13 protein-coding genes and 1 riboswitch are annotated in these 17,423 nt (G+C 49.4%); of the genes, 10 read left to right on the plus strand and 3 right to left on the minus strand.

Translation table 11 applies throughout. The annotated features are described in order from the left end of the window. Positions 1–138: 138 nt before the first annotated feature. From IJ22_RS07500 to IJ22_RS07510, 3 genes are read left to right on the plus strand one after another with little or no spacing between them, the layout of a single operon-like run. Positions 139–681 (plus strand): GrpB family protein, encoded by a 543-nt coding sequence (locus tag IJ22_RS07500; RefSeq protein ID WP_054817264.1) that lies wholly within the window; start codon positions 139–141, stop codon positions 679–681. Beyond that, complete coding sequence (locus tag IJ22_RS07505) at positions 678–2,396, plus strand: stalk domain-containing protein (RefSeq protein ID WP_062408290.1); 1,719 nt, start codon at positions 678–680, stop codon at positions 2,394–2,396. Before IJ22_RS07500 ends, IJ22_RS07505 begins: the two co-directional genes overlap by 4 nt. A gap of 24 nt (positions 2,397–2,420) precedes the next feature. Next, complete coding sequence (locus IJ22_RS07510; protein ID WP_062408291.1) at positions 2,421–4,181, plus strand: stalk domain-containing protein; 1,761 nt, start codon at positions 2,421–2,423, stop codon at positions 4,179–4,181. A gap of 131 nt (positions 4,182–4,312) precedes the next feature. Here the strand turns inward: IJ22_RS07510 and IJ22_RS07515 are convergent, their stop codons facing one another. Next, complete coding sequence (locus IJ22_RS07515) at positions 4,313–5,467, minus strand: glycosyltransferase family 4 protein (RefSeq protein ID WP_306274219.1); 1,155 nt, start codon at positions 5,465–5,467, stop codon at positions 4,313–4,315. A gap of 120 nt (positions 5,468–5,587) precedes the next feature. Further along, positions 5,588–6,346, minus strand: a complete 759-nt coding sequence (locus IJ22_RS07520; protein WP_082660732.1) for a cysteine hydrolase family protein — start codon at positions 6,344–6,346, stop codon at positions 5,588–5,590. A gap of 313 nt (positions 6,347–6,659) precedes the next feature. Further along, a riboswitch (cyclic di-AMP (ydaO/yuaA leader) is annotated at positions 6,660–6,827 on the plus strand. 207 nt (positions 6,828–7,034) lie between these two features. Between IJ22_RS07520 and IJ22_RS07525 the strand changes: the two genes are divergently transcribed. The 3 genes from IJ22_RS07525 to IJ22_RS07535 all read left to right on the plus strand — a co-directional run bounded on the left by IJ22_RS07525 (position 7,035) and on the right by IJ22_RS07535 (position 11,392). Beyond that, a complete protein-coding gene (locus tag IJ22_RS07525; protein ID WP_062408293.1) occupies positions 7,035–8,852 on the plus strand; it encodes an APC family permease in 1,818 nt (605 codons plus the stop codon). A 17-nt stretch (positions 8,853–8,869) separates the two neighbouring features. Further along, complete coding sequence (locus IJ22_RS07530; protein ID WP_062408294.1) at positions 8,870–10,108, plus strand: DUF445 domain-containing protein; 1,239 nt, start codon at positions 8,870–8,872, stop codon at positions 10,106–10,108. A 189-nt stretch (positions 10,109–10,297) separates the two neighbouring features. Next, on the plus strand, positions 10,298–11,392 hold the full coding sequence (locus tag IJ22_RS07535; RefSeq protein WP_235594284.1) for an ABC transporter substrate-binding protein: 1,095 nt from the start codon (positions 10,298–10,300) through the stop codon (positions 11,390–11,392). 85 nt (positions 11,393–11,477) lie between these two features. Here the strand turns inward: IJ22_RS07535 and IJ22_RS07540 are convergent, their stop codons facing one another. Further along, complete coding sequence (locus IJ22_RS07540; protein ID WP_062408295.1) at positions 11,478–12,377, minus strand: LysR family transcriptional regulator; 900 nt, start codon at positions 12,375–12,377, stop codon at positions 11,478–11,480. Between the two features lie 239 nt (positions 12,378–12,616). Between IJ22_RS07540 and IJ22_RS07545 the strand changes: the two genes are divergently transcribed. From IJ22_RS07545 to IJ22_RS07560, 4 genes are all read left to right on the plus strand, one after another. Beyond that, complete coding sequence (locus tag IJ22_RS07545; RefSeq protein WP_201023600.1) at positions 12,617–13,924, plus strand: FAD-dependent oxidoreductase; 1,308 nt, start codon at positions 12,617–12,619, stop codon at positions 13,922–13,924. A gap of 68 nt (positions 13,925–13,992) precedes the next feature. Further along, complete coding sequence (gene ilvD, locus IJ22_RS07550; protein WP_062408297.1) at positions 13,993–15,699, plus strand: dihydroxy-acid dehydratase; 1,707 nt, start codon at positions 13,993–13,995, stop codon at positions 15,697–15,699. Then, entirely contained in the window at positions 15,696–16,979 is a 1,284-nt protein-coding gene (locus IJ22_RS07555; protein ID WP_062408298.1) for an aconitase X, read from the plus strand. Before ilvD ends, IJ22_RS07555 begins: the two co-directional genes overlap by 4 nt. Then, entirely contained in the window at positions 16,976–17,401 is a 426-nt protein-coding gene (locus IJ22_RS07560) for an aconitase X swivel domain-containing protein (RefSeq protein ID WP_062408299.1), read from the plus strand. The genes IJ22_RS07555 and IJ22_RS07560 overlap by 4 nt, the downstream gene beginning before the upstream one ends. Positions 17,402–17,423: the final 22 nt, after the last annotated feature.

The raw sequence follows: 17,423 nt of genomic DNA on the forward strand, positions 1-17,423 counted from the left end.
AAAAAACACATGTTATGTAAAATAATGCCACAATTTCTTGCCCCTTGTTAAAAAAATGTAACGACTGCCGCCGCAATAAACCAAATTCATGGTACAATCTAGTGGGACTAATACAGAGAACATGGGATGGAGGCGTATATGCGGAAAACAGATATCGTTGCGTGGACTGAACGTTGGAACGAAATGTACCGTTCGGAATCGGAAAAAATCAAACGCATATTCATAGACGAAATGATAGACATCTATCATATCGGGAGTACATCCGTTCCGCAAATAGGATATGCTAAACCGATTATTGATATATTGGTAATCGTCAGAGATATTCATAAGGTCGACTTGTACAATCATGAAATGGCTGCGATCGGATACGCCTGCAGGGGCGAGCAAGGAATTGCCGGAAGACGCTATTTTACAAAGGGAGGGGATGCCAGAACCCATCATGTACATATATACGGGAATGGAAATATACATATTGATAGACATCTGAATTTTAAAGAATACTTACTTGCACACCCGGAAGTCGCGAAAAAATACGGTGAGCTAAAAAGAACATTGGCTGAAGCGTTTCCGGATAATGTACATAAATATCAAGAAGGCAAGGAATCATGGGTTGCGCAAATCGTGGAGCAATCCATGAAATGGGTTTTGAAGCAAAACACGAAAGGAGAAATAGGTTCTTGAACAAGAAACACCTGCTATCATTGACTCTGATCTTAGCGCTTTTGGCGGCCCGGGAGCATCCGGCGTCAGCTCAAGTATCCGGCACCAAGCTGCATTTGCAGCTGCAGGATGAGCAATTATCCGCGGCGGTCAACGGTTCGGCCGTATCTTTAGAGACGGCGGCTCGGATCGTGGACGGAAGCTTCTACATCCCGGTTCGTTGGGCTGCGCAGCAGCTTGGACTGGAGTTGAAGTGGAACGAGGAGCGCAGGACGGCGGGACTTACCACGCCAAGCGCCTATTTGGAGTGGGACTTGGCGCGCCAGACGGTCCGTGTCAACGGAGCTTCGATGCCTTTGAAGGAGACAGCCTTTATAAGTGATGGAGCACTGCTGGTCAAGCTGAGCTGGATCGCGCCCTACTTGCAAGTGCAATATGCATTTCAACCGGATCCCGGCCGTGTGGACATCGTCTACGTGCAGCCGACGGATACCGCCTATCGGGAATCGGGCTACTCCGAGGACACCTTGCCGAATTCACGTCCCATCGCTGTATTTACTACCGATAAGCCGTCTTATCGGCTCGGCGAGCCGGTTTCTTATATTGATTTGAGCTATGACCCCGACGCCGAAGGGCTTCCGGAATATCGATGGACCGGCAACCAGCCGGCCTTCTTTGAACCGGGGATCTACTCCGTTACCTTGCAGGTGCGCGACGGGAACGGGAATTGGAGCGAGCCTGCAGTCCAGAGCGTGAAGGTGATCGATGAGCCCTATTTAAGCGCATCGGAATTTCCCTGGTATACCCGGCCGGCAGGCAGCGTCATCAAGGATGAAGCCGAACAATGGAATCGTGCGCTATCCGGTGCCCCTCAGCTACCGGCTATGGTGACGAAGTCCACGGAGAGAAAGCGAATTATCAGCGGGGAAAGTCAAATCATTCGAAATCCGGGACTCATTGGGAAGCAATCCGTAAACGGTAAAGCCCGCCTATTTATGCACCACAGCAACGGAATGGAGGAAAAGGTGCAGTTCGCAGCGGTCATACATAATCCGGACCCAAGCCAGACTCGAACGGTACATATCACGCGTGAAGGACTGCTTCAGCCGACCCTCTTGCATCGGGCTAATACCAAAGAAGCGGCGGTCAATTATATGACCCAGCCGGCCTTGAAGGAAAGCATCGAGGTGAAACCGGGGGAAACGGCGGTATTAAAACAGGTCGCTCTTGAGCCGGGGCAGGGCTTTGCTGCGATTCAGGACATCGAGGCGGACGGTCTGGCGGAAATCAGCTTTGTCGTCATGAAGGCGGACAAAACCGAAACCATGCAGCCTTATGACTCCTATTTCGGAGCAGGTGCCGTCGGGACCGTTAATGATGCAGCTGATATACGTCTTGACGCGGATATCGACGGGAAGAGCTTACCGGTGTTGTCCAAATGGACGCCGGACACCCCTCAGACCTCCGACAGAGGTACGGTGTATTCCTTGTACTTGTACCAACCGCATCAAGCCGTCATTGCCTTTCGGGCGAAGGATGGCTATGTCGACGGCATCTTAAAAGTAAATGGCCGGGTGCTAGCTTTGCCTCAAGGCGGCCTCACGGATCAGGACGGCATTTTTGTGGTTTACCGGCCGGAGGGCAGGGAGTCCGAAGTACATATCGAATGGTTGGCCGCTCCCGGCAGCACGTCTCCGGTCGAATGGATTTTTTATCCTTTGAAAGATAATAAGTAAACATAGAAAGGAATTCATGCGCTGATGCAACCATTACGTCAACTGTGGCTGACATTTGCTGCCGCTATCGCGATAGGGGTCGTGAGCGGACAAGCCTCGGCTGCCCCGGAGGACAGTCACTTGATCCTTTATCCCGGCAGTACGGCAGTTTATATCAACGGATCGAAAACGCAGGCTCAAGCGGCAACGCTTGAACTCGACGGAAGGATTTACTTGCCTGCCGCAGAGCTGAACAACTGGTTTGGCATTCCGGTGAAGTGGGACGGAGACAGGCAGGCGGTGCAAATCACGACGCCGAAGGCTTATCTGGAGTACTCGCTTGCCGACCGGACGGTTCTTGAGAACGGTACAGGCCGCAAGTGGGGCACCGATGCCGAGCTTCAGGGAAATCGGCTGTACATTGAAATGGCCGCGCTGCAGCAATATATTGCTTTTCATGGCAAGGTCGATCATGAGCTGAAACGGGTCGAGCTGCGCTATGTCAAGCCGGAGGCGAACCGGACGCGGTTTACCAACGATGCGGCGCCGAATGTCAAGCCTGTTGCCAAATTCACCGTGGACAAGGAAGCGTACCGGATCGGCGAACCGATTCATTACAGCAATCTCAGCTATGATCCGAAGGGAACGGAACTAAGAGACATTCAATGGATCGGTAATGCGCAGGCGATTTTCACTCCGGGACTGTACAAGGTTTCTCTCACGGTAAAAGACAGCCTTGGCAATGTCAGCGATACGTATTCCCGCAATATACTCGTCAAGAACGAGCCTTACTTGGATGCGTTTGAGCACAAGGTATATTACGCGCCTGTTGGGACCTACGTCCGGGAGGAAGAAGCGGTGCTTCGCAAATATTTGCGCGGCATCCCGCAGATTCCCAAGCAGGAGCAGAAGCCTGCGGACCGTCCTCTGATTGTGAGCGACAGTCCGGAGACGTTTACGGAGAAAGGCTTTTTGTACCAGGAGAAAGTCAACGGGAAAGCCCGGTTGTATGCAACCCATGTCAACGGTACGGATCGAAAAATGAAATTTGCCATCATTGTACGAAATAGCGATCCTGTCCGCAGTGTTACGATCAAGACGACCAATCAAGGGGAGGTGTACCCTTCGATCTACGCTAACCTGATGGGCAATGAACCGACGATTGAGTTTCTGCAAGGGAAAAGGGCTGTGGAAACGATGGTGCTCAGGCCGTACGAAACGGCTTATTATAAAGTCATGCCTGATTTCTACCCTGGACAAGGGATGAATGTGCTCTATGATGTAGAGACGGACGGTGAGGTGTATTTTTCATTCGCAGCGATGGAGCAGGAGGATGGGCTCGATACGATCGGCGTATTCCCGAGATTGGCTTATAAAGGGAATGTCCGAGGGACGTTCAGCGGTTCGGAAGTGCAATGGAACATCGATGCTTCCTCGATCCGGAGGCCTTCGAGCTTCGCGATCGGCGACGGCACGTCGGATCAATTTGTGACCGGTACGGACTTCTTCAGCCAGAAGCCTGCGCTCAATCTGGGCAACTACGGGGTGGTTTACAAAATCCATATCGATGCTCCGCCGAAAATGTCCGTGCTGATTCTTCCGCGCGGCGGCGTGTTTAGAGGTCCGTTCCTGGTGAATGGCAAAATCGTTCAAGCCCCGCCGTCGGGCGTCATGATGGATTATCAGGGATATACGATCATTGCCAGGACGAATGGGACCGAACCGTCGCTGGATCTGGAATTTTCTCCGGCCTCGGGATCGGCGTTCCCGATCGACGTCATTTTTTATCCGCTTAATCGTAAATAAAACAAGGGTACCGCCTCTAAACGGTGATAAAGGAGTGCCGACCTCGGGTCAGCGCTCCTTTTTTAGTCGAATATACAGACCGCGGGAGGTCCGTGAGGTTTCCGCATATCGTTTTCTTACCTCCCCTATAATCAAGCGGAAAAGGTTTTTCGTTTTGTGGGGTCAGCGTTCAGGATTTCAATGTATCGGAGGAGGAGATCGTCAAAAATAGCTTCCCACGATTGGGAAAGGGCGTAAAGCCTGCTTTCCTGGCCAAAATCCCATAACCGGTCCGGATGTTCCAGCATAGATGTAATCGCATTTGCGAAAGCATCGGAATTACGGGGAGGACATAACAGGCCGGTTTTGCCGTGTTGAATGATTTCCTGTACCCCGCCAGCTTTGGCTCCGATGACGGGAGTGCCTGATGCCATAGATTCCAGTACCACATTGCCAAAGGTTTCGGTGCCGGAAGGGAATACGAACAAGTCGGCCGACGCATACAGTTCGGCTAGATTCTCTCCTTTCATATAACCGGTAAAAGTAACATTCGATGGGGCTTCCGCTTTCAAATCTTTCAACAGCGGGCCGTCGCCGACCAACAGCCAGCGGACATTGCCGCTAACATAATCGGGTAATTTCTTCATCGTTTCAAGCAAAATGTCCAAATCCTTCTCAGGTGCCAAACGGCCAACATATAGGAAAATATAACGTTCGTCGATCTTATATTTTTCGCGGATCAATCCGGTTTTTTTATCGGGGTTGAAAAGACGGCAGTCCACTCCGCGCTTCCATAAGGCCACGTCTCGAATTCCATGTTCTTCCAATTTTTCGGCCGTTTCAACGGACGGAACAAAGGTGGCCAGACACGATTGGTGGAACCAGCGGATATAGCGCCATAACAGGGAAGAGGCGAATTGCAGGTGATAATAATTCAGATAGCGGTCAAAGTGCGTATGGTAAGAGGCAACGTGAGGAATAGCATATTTTCTCCCATAATAAAGTCCGCAAAGCCCTATATTAAAGGGCGTGGCGATATGGATCAGGTCGGGTTGAAATTGCTGGAGCTGGCTGTGGATCGTGAAATAATTGGGAAGCGCAATCCGGCATTCCGGATAGAGGATGAAGGGGAGGCTGCTAAAAGACAGGATATTGCTTGTGAAAAAATCCTCCTCCGTGCATTTGGGCACAAAAATCCGGAGTGAAATATTTCGTTTTTCCAGATGTTCGACCAGTCTTTTTAACGTCAATGCAACCCCGTTCATTTGGGGCCAAAAGGTGTCGGAGAATAAAGCAATTCGCATCATACCCCTCCTCAACAATTGGATATAGGTTTAAAATACCTCATATTTATCAATCCATTGTCAGAGGAATATTAATTCGGAGTTAAATTAGCTGCGGGATATGGCAGCCTCCAAACTGGAGGCTTATCTTTGAATGGATTTCATTTTCTCTATAGTCTCCCTGGTTGACCATGAAGCGTTGGCAATCATGCGAAAATTGGTTTTTGCAGCCTTATCCCCATCCAAGCCGTTTATTTTTGCGGAAGCTGTGGCATCGTGAACCACGGCCACTTCAAATCCTTGTTCAATGAGTTCGCGCATATGAGATTCAATGCACAGATTTCCGGACATACCTGCAAGAATGACGCGGGTTATTCCCTGTTTTCGCAGCTGCAAAACCAAGTCGTTGGCTTCGGGTCCGAAAATTTTATGCGGACTGGTGATAATGGTTTGTCCATCTTCTAGATAAGGCTTATATTTATCCAGAAAGTCGGCACCCGAACCTTGAAAGCCTTCAAGCGATAATGGACCTTTTCGCTGATACATTTTGATATCGTGCATCACATGTTCCATAGCACCCCCAAATAACCATTTTTGGTCATAGGGATAATAGTAATGAGGGGACACAAATACTTTAAACTTATTCTTTTTTGCTGTTTTTAATAATAATTCAATGTTCTCAATCGTGTGATTTTCAGCAACGCTGTCTTTCACTAAATTCCATGCTGCACCTTTCGGGCTTAAAAAGTCATTTTGCGGATCTGTGATCACCAAAGCGGTATGGCTTTGATCCACCTGCATTCCCGGCGATGAAAATGGTGCGGTTTGTGCTGCTGCAACACCATAAAGATCAACAAAGACAAGAAACGAAAACACAAAGGAACACTGCAGTATTTTTCTCATGAGGATTCCCCTTTCATGGGTATACTTGGTATACGCACCCTATTATGTGCTTTATTCCATGGCTTATTCAAATTCAGCTGGGAACAAAAAGGAATGGGAAAACAACTCCAATCCATTGGTTTTCAAGCATCCGCAACAGCCCGCAAACGCAAAAATCCTGAAATATAAAGAAAATCCATGAAATTTGAAGTAAAACAAAGAAAGCGATCTATAAAAGCGTCTCATTTACAAAGCAATTCATATCTAGCAAAGGTTTTATCCGATTTCTTGCTTTGCAATGTTGTCCTGTAAGGTGTAAGATTCAACCATTGAACATATCACCTTGCTGAATTTCCAAACAGGAAAACGGGGGAACCAATAAGGACATATATTTGGATGTCCATGGGGTGAATCGTGCAGGAACATGTTTATTCCGCACGTAGGGCTGCTCTCATAGCCCGAATCCGACAGCTAACCTCGTAAGCGTTGTATGAGAGAGGAGTTGAACGTGCTGTCTGCTGATAGGCAAACACAGAGCTCAAGCCTCTGTGTTTTTTTGTTGTCTAAAAACGGGATAGGTTGGAGGATGATTGATTAACAACACATTTGGAAACCATAAGTAAAGTTTCTTCCTGGAGATTTAAGGGTTTTTTTGTTGTGATGATCTTGTTTACAAAACTCCTTAATAAATAATGAGGGCGGGAACAGTATGCTAAATAAAATAAAACGATTATTAATCGGCCGGCCTATGAAGTCAACCGAGATTGAAGAAGAAAAACTAAGCAAGTTTAAGGCGCTTGCGGTACTTTCTTCAGACGCATTATCTTCTGTTGCTTACGGTACCGAACAAATTTTGATCATATTGATGGCTGCAGGCTTTGCCGCAATATGGTATTCGATCCCCATTTCCATAGCCGTTCTCGGATTGCTGACGGTTCTCATTTTTTCTTACCGGCAGACGATTTTTGCTTACCCCAAAGGGGGAGGAGCTTATGTCGTAGCCAAAGACAATTTGGGCGTCTCCATCGGTTTGATGGCCGGAGGCTCGCTGTTGGTGGATTATATCCTGACTGTTGCTGTCAGTTCCTCGGCCGGGACGGATGCCATTACCTCGGCATTTCCATCCTTGCATGAACACCGGGTCCTTATTGCGTTGACGATGATCCTGTTTCTTACCATCATGAACTTGCGAGGAATTACGGAGTCTGCATCCGTTTTAGCACTGCCCGTTTATTTGTTTGTCTTCGCCATTTTTGTTCTTATCATTTCGGGAGTCATCAAATATATATCGGGCGGGGGACACGCCGAAGTGCCTGAACTGGGCACAGCCGTTTCGAACATCAGTTGGTTCCTCCTATTGAAGGCTTTCAGTTCAGGGTGTTCCGCGCTAACCGGAGTAGAAGCCGTATCCAATGCCATTCCAAACTTTAAACAACCGGCTGAGCGCAATGCAGCCGCTACGCTAATGATGATGGGCACGATTCTAGGTGCCATGTTTATCGGTATCAGTTTACTTGCCTATTGGTATGGAATCACGCCGGCTCCAAAAGAAACGGTCGTATCCCAAATTGCGGCAAACACATTCGGCCGGGGCATCCTTTACTATTTCATCCAAGGCACCACCGCTTTGATTCTGTTTTTGGCGGCAAATACAGCGTATTCCGCATTCCCGCTGCTTGCCTTTATGCTGGCCAAAGACAAATACATGCCGCATATGTTTATGGTGCGCGGCGACCGGCTCGGTTTTTCTAACGGCATTATCTTCTTAGGTGTATTGTCGGCATTGCTTGTTATTCTTTTCCAAGGACATACGGAGAACCTGATTCCGCTTTATGCCGTAGGGGTGTTTATTCCTTTCACCTTATCCCAACTGGGGATGATGGTCCGTTGGGTAAAGCTGAGGCCGGCGGGCTGGCTGATCCGCTTCATTGTCAACACGATCGGGATGTTCACGACGCTGGCGATTACGCTGATCTTCATTTTGACCAAGTTCAATCAAGTATGGATGATCTTTATCTTTTTGCCGATTGTCATTTTCCTCTTCTTCCAAATTCACCGGCACTACCTGAACATAGCGGACGAACTGCGAATCGACATGGATGAGGAAAAACCAGTGATAAAAGGCAGCACGATCGTCGTTCCCGTAGCCGGCATTACCCGGGTGGTTATGAATTCGCTCAGCTATGCCAAGTCTCTAACCAATCATGTTGTCGCCGTATATGTCGGATTTGACGATGAGGATATCGCACGGATGGAGAAGAAATGGGAAGAATGGAACCCGGGCGTCCGGCTGATTACGCTCCGTTCAAGCTACCGAAGCATCATCAGGCCGTTAATGAGATTCATTGAAACGGTGGAGTGGAAAACGTCGGAAACGGATCATATTACCATATTAATTCCGCAATTCATTACCAGGCATTGGTGGCATTATTTCCTCCATAATCAGACCGGGTTACTGTTAAGGGCTTACTTATTCAATCATAAAGACGTCGTGATCGCTACAGTGCCTTACCATCTCCATAAATAACCGGAAGGAGGCCGCAGATGAACTCAAGATATTTGGCCGGACTGTCATTGGCCTTTATGACCGGCGGCTTTTTAATCACTTTATTTCTTCAGGAGACTCCTTTGGTTGCTCTGTTGAAAGGCGGCTTTGAAGCCGGTTTGGTCGGCGGCATTGCGGATTGGTTTGCCGTGACCGCTCTTTTCCGTCATCCTTTCGGCATACCGGTGCCGCATACATCCTTACTCCTTAAGAATAGGGACAAAATTATCCAATCCTTGATTTTGGCGTTGGAAAATGAGCTGCTCAACAAACAAAGCATCGAAAACAAACTCCGGCAGCTCCAGCTTTTGCAGCTCGCTTCATCCTCTCTGGCTAAGCTGCTTGGCAAACGGAAGGTACGGGTAGGCCTATTGGATCTGTTGATCCGATGGGTTTACCGGTTGCCGCTCGAGAAAGCGATTCCTTATCTTCAGTCGGAAATAGCCGCTGCGATCCGAAGAGCGGATGTGGGATCTGCAGCCGATGCCATCCTGACGAAGGTGATCGAGAACAGATTCGACGAAAAGGCGTTGAATTACGTCCTGCATAAAGCATCCGACTGGGCGAAACGTCCGGATACCGGGATGATGTTGGGAAAGTTCGCAAGCGAAAAGCTCTCCGAAGTAAAAGCGGGGGGCTTAACGGGGTTTGCTTTACAGGCATTTGTCGGCTTCATGGATGAAGAAAAGCTTGGCAGCTTCCTCCAAAACTTGATGCTTTCAGGAATTCGGGGTCTCCAACATACAGATAATGCTTTCCGGAAGACCCTTGTTCAGGAAATCCGCATCCAACTGTCTCAACTAGCGGATAACGAGTTGCTTGTAGCGAATATGAAGGAATGGATCGTAAACCAATTGGAAGGAGCTCGCGGCGCTGTCTTCCTGCATGAGCGTTTGAGTGAAATCCGCAATCAATGGCTGGACAAGCTGGAGGAAGACCGTTTGAAGGGCGGCAGGGCGGTAATTACTGCTTACCGCTGGATCGTGCGCAATTTCAATCCCGAACAGGATTCGATGGCCGTTTGGGAAAATCGCTTGTTAGCTTACTTGATTGAATGGGTGGAAGCGAATCATTATCGCATCGGTCAACTCGTGAAAGAAAATTTGGATCAAATGGATGATGTAGCCTTGGTACGCATGCTGGAACACAAAGTCGGAAAGGACCTGCAGTGGATTCGGGTGAACGGAGCGCTGTGCGGTTTTGCGGTTGGCATCGTACTTTCGCTGATCCAGTTATAGAATATCTTCGGCGGCAGGCGTATTGAACGAGTCAGACTCCTGATGCGCAACTATGGTCCGATACGCCGCGCTTTTTTTGTCACCTTTTATCGATGTTAGCAATAACCGCTATCGTTAATTACGATTGAATGGATCCCAAGCATAAGCTACAGTAAATTTATTAAAGCGCTTTCATTAGGGGGTGGTGGTATGGGTAAGGTTTATCATGTGAAAAAAGGGGCCATATCGGCAGTTGCTGTTCTCTTGCTCCTAGTGACAATGCTTTTCGGTTGCGGGAACAGGGAGGAAGTCCAGGGAACCTCGACAGAACCGGCCAAACCAGAGCCGGCTAAAGCCGAACCGGTTTCTTTGAACATGGGCATGCTTAAGTTTACAAGCAATTCGCCTCTGTTTATCGCTTTGGAAAAAGGGTTCTTTAAAGAAGAGAACCTGGAAGTTCATGTGAAATGGTTCGAATCCTCCAATGCCGTCAATGTGGCTGTAGTATCGGGCGATTTGGACGTAGGCGGGGTCGGTTTTACCGCAGATTTGTACAACATGATGGCGGCCGGACAAAAAGTGACTATTGTATCCGACAAAGGAAGGGAACAGAAGGGCTACCCTTTCTCCGCAGTCATCGTGCATAAAGATTCTCCTTACCGGTCGGTGGAGGAATTGAAGGGAAAAAAAGCCGCTGTCACTACGATAGGCAGTACCAACCATTACATGCTGGGGCGTGTATTGGAGAAGTATGGATTGACCACAAAGGACGTTCAGTGGGTGCCGATGAACACCACTAGCGGTGTCATGGAAACCTTAAGGGGCAAGAACGCCGATGCCATCATCCTTAGTGAGCCCTATGCTTCGATAGCGATCAATCAGGGCTACGGCAGGGTGCTTGCGTGGGTGGCGGATGAAATCGACTATCAATCGTCGGGAATATTCTTTTCGCCGAAATTCATGACGAACAAGGATGCGGGCATCCGTTTTTTAAAGGCATATATCAAAGGAGCGCGTTACTATTACGATGCAGTGCTGACTCAAAAAGACGGCAAAAGGGTAAAAGGAGGGAATTATGAGGAAGTGATCAAGATCGTGGCTAAATATACGGGGCAGAAGGAAGATCTTATTATGGGCTCATTGTCGTTCATTGACCCTGACGGCAGGATGAACGTGGACGATATCAAGACGCAGATCGACTGGTATGCCAAGGAAAAGCTGATCACCAAAGCCGTGGATACGAAGGAAATCATTAACACTGAAATGCTGGATGAAGCATTGAAGCTGGTGGGAAATAAACCATGAGAATCGACGTCTACTCTATTGAACATTGCCGGGGACTGTTGTCCCCCGGCAATGGTGAAACTTATTTCGACGGGCCGCAGCACGCTCACCACGAATTTAAAGTCCGGCTCATTTCCTTTAGGGTAAAGTCCCGGAAGAGACTGGCAGCCAAAGGCGGCCGTGTGGATTTTGGAATGGCCAGACCGCTTTGTCGTTCAAACATTTGTCTAATAGGCACAATAGAATTGTTAGGGTTGGACATGCAGCGGGCAACGCGGTATCCCATGAGCGCCACCCCAACGCCATCTTCCGCAAAACTTCGTATGATCTCGACATCGTTGGTATCAAAAATAACATTAGGCTCGAACCCTGCATCGTTACATGCATGAATCAAGGTATTACGAAACCAGGCATTCGTTTTTATCATCAAAAACTTTTCTCGTGATAAATCGCTCAGATCGACAAACGATTCATTGGCAAGCGGATGTTGGGAGGAAATAAGCATTACAATATGATCATTCATCAAGGGAAAGAAATCGATTTCAAAATGATTGGGAAAAGGCGAGTTAATAAAAGCAACATTGACCTTTTTTTCGCGTAACCCCTTCAGTAAATCATCCGTATTGGCCGTATGTATTTCAAAATCAATACCCGGATAAGTTCTAAAAAAGCTGGTAATAATTTTGTTCAAACCCAAACACGCCATATTAGGAAACACACCAATTTTGATGCTCCCCTTATCAAAACTTATATACTTCTGAATCGTTTCCCTGGATTGTTGAATCTCCGATACGATTCGCTGCGCATGAACAAGGAAATCCTCGCCGGCAGGGGTTAGTCGCACCGAACGGGAATAGCGTATGAATAATTTGACTCCCAATTCATCCTCAAGTTTCTTGATCTGCTGCGACAAAGTTGACTGGGATACGCATATTTCCAGTGAGGCGGTAGAAAAATTGCGGTATTTTTCAACGGCCAGAAAATATTCCAACTGATGAATTTCCATTTCGGTCACCCCTTATCGCAATTTGGGATATACGATTACGAGCACAATGCGCGGCCTATCTGATAAGGCCTCCCTGGGCCGGCTCTTTTCACAATGATAAATACCATTTATGGTAGCTTATACTATGTATACTAATTGAACCTATCTGTTTTGACAATATTTTGTATAAGAAAAACAGATTGATACAAAGGGATGGTTTTTGATAAATTCTCACTATCCCTTAGGAACAGAAAGGAGTGATGATGGTGAATCATTCGGAATTTAGAACGGATACACGCGTGATTCGAAAAGGTACCGGAAGTTCTTTGCGGGAATTGAAAGCGGATACCTGTATCGTGGGAGCAGGTATCGCCGGCGTTTCAGCTGCTCTGGAGGCAGCACGTCTGGGACACCACGTTGCCTTGGTTGACAGCTTGCCTGCTCTGGGGGGCCAAGCGGTAAACTCGATCATCGGTGCCTTTTGCGGTCTGTTTGCCAACGGCCGCGACGGCTACCAATTGACCCATGGCATCGCCGACGACATTCTCCGTGATCTGGGCACCGCGGGGGCGCTGCATTATCGCAAAAACGGATTTTGGACAACAGTTGTGTATGATGAGGTAGCCTTGTCCCGTTGGATTGAAAATGCAGTATATTCTGCGGGAATCACATTGATTCTTGGCGCCGTCTTACGGGGAGTGAGCAATGAAGACAGACGCATACGTTATATTGATCTTGCCACGCGTTATGGTGACGTACGCCTGACTGCAAACGCTTTCGTTGATGCGACGGGGGATGCGGCTCTGGCTTGGCATGCGGGACTTCCATGCCGTGAGCCGGAGAAGGGTACGGTTTACGGTTCCCATATGGTGGTCGTTGAAGGAATCAACGAAGAAAAGTATCCGGAAAGAGAAGAAATTTCAAGACGGCTTAAGGAACGGGCCGGGGATTACGGGCTAATACGCAGGGATGGTTTCGCCTTTGCCTTCCCGGGACGCGGTACGGCGCTTGTGAACATGACACATGTGGAGACACCGTTGGAACCTGTGGCGGCAGCTGCGAAAGCTATCGAAGGAAAGGCTCAGGCTGATAAAACCGTGCAATTTTTAAAGCTTGAATTTCCTGAAGCTTTCGGCAATGCCCGCGTGCGCAGTTACGGGCTTCCCGGGATTCGCCAAACGCGCTGGATCGTCGGGAGGCAGCAGCTCACGATCGACGATGTGCGCACAGGCAGGCGTTTCCCGGATGCCATTGCACGAACGGGATGGGCTCTTGAGCTTCATGACCGGCTGGAAGGCTACGCTTGGGAGGCATTTTCTGAGGACCATGTTCATTACGTGCCAATGGGGAGTCTGACACCACCCGACGTTGACAATCTGGTCGCGGTTGGCCGCTGCATCGACGGGGATCTTGCCGCTTTATCCAGCGTTCGGGTAATGGGACCTTGTATTGCAATGGGTGCTGCAGCGGCACACGCGCTAGACCTTGCGGGCACAGGCAGCGTGCATCAAATCGACAACGCTGCTTTGCAAGAGCGGGTAAAGGATAACGTGATACGAACCGATTGAATAAGCGCAGCAGAACCAATGGCGCTGAGCCATTTTCTTAATATAGTAAGCAAAGGGGAAGCTATCCTATGAAAAAGAAGCTGAGGAGTACTTTTGAGCCTGGAAGTGCAAGATGGGCATTAAGGCGGGCAGAATGGGGAGTGCTCGGTGTCACAGAGGAGGACATGGAAAAGCCGAAGATTGCAATTGTGAACTCCTCTTCCGATCTGGCGGCCTGCTTTGCCCATCTTGACGGTATTGCTGCGAAGATGAAAGAAGCCATCCGCTCCGCTGGCGGAGTCCCGTTTGAGGTACGCACGGCGGCGCCCGTCGATTTCGTCACTAGCGCGGGCCACAGAGGCGGTTATATTCTTTCTGCCCGGGATTTAATCGTAAACGACATAGAGGTCGCAGTGGAAGGGGCGATGTTGGACGGCATGGTTTGCCTGGTGTCATGCGACAAAACGGTGCCGGGGCAGTTGATGGCGGCAGGACGGCTTAACATTCCAACCATCGTAGTCGCTTGCGGTTATCAGCCGAGCGGACGATATCGGGGCGAACATATGGATATTGAGGATCTTTGGATAAATGCCGTACATCGGGAAACCGGACGAAATCAGATAACGGTATCGGAGCTGAACGAGATGAGTGAGAACGCCATTCTTGGACCTGGAGTATGTGCAGGAATGGGAACTGCAAATACCATGCATATCGTTTGCGAGGCTCTAGGGATGGCTCTCCCCGGAAGCACACCTGTATTAGCCAATAGTCCGAAGATGTGGAACACGGTGCGGCAAGCTGGCGAAAGAATTGTGCAAATGGTATGGGACGACGACTTGAAGCCCCGCGATATCCTCACACCGGAAGCCTTTGCAAATGCTGTGATGGTGGTGCTGTCGGTGAGCGGTTCGATCAATTCGGTAAAGCATCTTCAGGCATTGGCCAAAGAAGCTCAGTGCGAAGTGGATGTTTACCGTTTGTTCGAACAGTATGCCGATAACATTCCGCTTCTGAGCGCCATCCGCCCCAACGGTGAGCATACGATCGAGGAGTTTGAGGCTTCCGGCGGCGCAAGAGCGGTAATGAAGCAGCTTGAACGGTTTCTTTGCAAAAACGCAATGACGGTAACGGGCCAAACCGTGGAAGAAAACCTCCGTAATGCAGTGGTGGCCAACGAGGAAATTATCCGTCCGGTGGATAGAGCGCTCGCCGAAAGGCCCTCTATTGTACTTGTACGGGGATCTCTCTCGCCGGACACCGGAATCGTCAAGCTCGCGGTTGCCGATGATCGAAAACTTCAGTTTACCGGTCCGGCGATCGTGTTCAATTCAACTCAGGAAGCTGTCGACGCCGTGAACAAAGACGAGGTCAAACCGGGTCAAGTGGTCGTACTCAGAGGGCTCGGCCCCAAAGGTACTCCTGGGATGGGAGTGGTCACCGCCCTGGTCTTCGCTCTTGATGGAAAGGGGTTAGGAGAACAGGTGGCGCTAGTGCATGACGGACAGCAATCGGGATTGTCCAACAAGGGAATCGTGGTTGCCGAAGTTTCCCCTGAGGCGGCCGATGGCGGGCCAATGTCGCTTGTGGAAAATGGGGATATGATCTCGATCGATGTGGAAAAGCGATTCGTCAATCTCGATGTGCCGGAAAGTGAGCTTGCGGTGAGGCGTTCGCGCCTGGAGAACAAACCCGTGACGGACGAACGCGGATGGCTTGCAATCTATCGGCGCTTGGTCCAGCCATTGCCCCAGAGTGGCGGCATTCTCGCAGATCATAGAATGGAGGCCATAAAATGAAACTGACCGATGACGAAAAAGCAATGCTTGATGGCAAGGAAGGCTCGGCCAAACAGAAGGCGATGGACTTACTCGTCCGTTACGGGAACGCTTTGGGAGCGGAGAGGCTGGTCGACACCAACAACGTGTGCGGTACGGTAGTGGCGACAAATCCCTTTATGCGGGAATTTGCGGCCAAAGCAGGAGGCTTTGATGCGGTATTCTCCGAGTTCAACCTGGATAGTTCAGAGGTCGTCGAAATTCCTATGGTCAAGGCCCACACCTGCCAGCTTATTCAGTCTTTTGATCAGGATCTCTGGGAAATCCAGGGGATTTCCCAAGATCGTTACGAGTTAAGTCAAAAAAATGAGGCCTTTAGCGCCGGGATCGGCGTACAACTGATGAGTACCTGTACGCCATATCAGGTTGGGAATGTGCCGGTTAAGGGCGAGCATTGTGCATGGATGGAATCCTCCGCGGTTGTGTACATTAACTCGGTGCTGGGGGCTCGCTCCAATGTGGAAGGACGAGAAAGCACCGGAGCCGCCATGCTAACCGGAAAGATCCCGTATTGGGGCTATCATCTTGACGAAAATCGCCTGGGTACGGATTTGGTGGAAGTCGAATGGGATGTCCAAAGCATGATGGATTGGGGACTCCTGGGTTACTACATTGGCGAGGTGGTGGGGGAACGGATTCCGGTCTTAAGCGGTGTCCGGCATGTACCGAATCTTTACCGGATCAAGCATTTCGGGGCGTCGGCCGCATCATCGGGCGGAGTCGAGCTGTTCCACATCCCCGGAATAACGGCAGAAGCCAATTCGCTGGAGGAGGCTTTCGGAAAAAAGAAGCCAAAGTTCAGCTTCAAGTTTGGGAAGGCGGAAAGGCAAAAAGCATACGAACATTTAAATCACTCGGCAAAGGATAAAGAAGTAGATTTTATTATGCTTGGCTGTCCACACGCGTCGATTGAACAAATTTGGGAAATCTGCAAGCTGTTGAATGGCAAACGCGTAAACCGCGATACGATGCTATGGATTTTCACGCCGAGATCCATTAAGCAGTTGGCCGACCGAAACGGGTATACCAAAATCATAAGCGATGCCGGAGGGGTCTTGATGAGCGATTCTTGTCCGGCTGTAGGGCAGCTGCTGCCCAAGGGAACAAAGGTAGTTGCCACGGATTCAGCCAAGCAGGCACACTATTTGCCGGCGATCATGGGGGTTCAAACCTGGTTCGGGTTACTGGAAGACTGCATCAATGCTGCAATAACGGGAAAATGGAGCGGTGAATTAAGATGAAAAAAATTATTTTGCGTGGAAGAAAAGTTGTAGGCGGGTGCGCGGAAGGTGAAGCCCTTGTCACCAAAGATACGATATCCGGCTGGGGTGGACTCAATCCGCTGACGGGTACGATTACCGAATTGCGGCATGAACTGTACGGCCAAAGCTTTAAAGATAAAGTGCTTGTATTTCCCGGAGCCAAAGGGTCGTCGGGCTGGTCCGTCAGTTTTCATACCGCCCGGCTCGCGGGTGCGGCACCCAAGGCCATGATTTTCAACGTCGTAACGACAAAGGTAGCCTTGGGAGCGGTGGTAACCCGGGCGCCAGCGGTTACCGATCTCGATCAAGATCCGCTCACGATTATCGAAACCGGTGATTGGATCAAGGTGGATGCCGATAACGGCATTGTAGAAATAACAAAATTGGCTAATCCTTCATAACCATTATCCTGAGCTGGAGGTT

Source organism: Paenibacillus naphthalenovorans (genome assembly GCF_001465255.1).
GTDB classification, from domain to species: domain Bacteria; phylum Bacillota; class Bacilli; order Paenibacillales; family NBRC-103111; genus Paenibacillus_G; species Paenibacillus_G naphthalenovorans.

Bases quoted from the DNA above. Each gene is read 5' to 3' on its own strand.
- IJ22_RS07535 (WP_235594284.1), top strand. From the start codon at position 10,298: ATGGGTAAGGTTTATCATGTGAAAAAAGGGGCCATATCGGCAGTTGCT.
- IJ22_RS07530 (WP_062408294.1), top strand. From the start codon at position 8,870: ATGAACTCAAGATATTTGGCCGGACTGTCATTGGCCTTTATGACCGGC.
- IJ22_RS07520 (WP_082660732.1), bottom strand. From the start codon at position 6,346: ATGAGAAAAATACTGCAGTGTTCCTTTGTGTTTTCGTTTCTTGTCTTT.
- IJ22_RS07540 (WP_062408295.1), bottom strand. From the start codon at position 12,377: ATGGAAATTCATCAGTTGGAATATTTTCTGGCCGTTGAAAAATACCGC.
- IJ22_RS07560 (WP_062408299.1), top strand. From the start codon at position 16,976: ATGAAAAAAATTATTTTGCGTGGAAGAAAAGTTGTAGGCGGGTGCGCG.
- IJ22_RS07525 (WP_062408293.1), top strand. From the start codon at position 7,035: ATGCTAAATAAAATAAAACGATTATTAATCGGCCGGCCTATGAAGTCA.
- IJ22_RS07500 (WP_054817264.1), top strand. From the start codon at position 139: ATGCGGAAAACAGATATCGTTGCGTGGACTGAACGTTGGAACGAAATG.
- IJ22_RS07545 (WP_201023600.1), top strand. From the start codon at position 12,617: ATGATGGTGAATCATTCGGAATTTAGAACGGATACACGCGTGATTCGA.
- IJ22_RS07555 (WP_062408298.1), top strand. From the start codon at position 15,696: ATGAAACTGACCGATGACGAAAAAGCAATGCTTGATGGCAAGGAAGGC.
- IJ22_RS07510 (WP_062408291.1), top strand. From the start codon at position 2,421: ATGCAACCATTACGTCAACTGTGGCTGACATTTGCTGCCGCTATCGCG.
- IJ22_RS07515 (WP_306274219.1), bottom strand. From the start codon at position 5,467: ATGATGCGAATTGCTTTATTCTCCGACACCTTTTGGCCCCAAATGAAC.
- ilvD (WP_062408297.1), top strand. From the start codon at position 13,993: ATGAAAAAGAAGCTGAGGAGTACTTTTGAGCCTGGAAGTGCAAGATGG.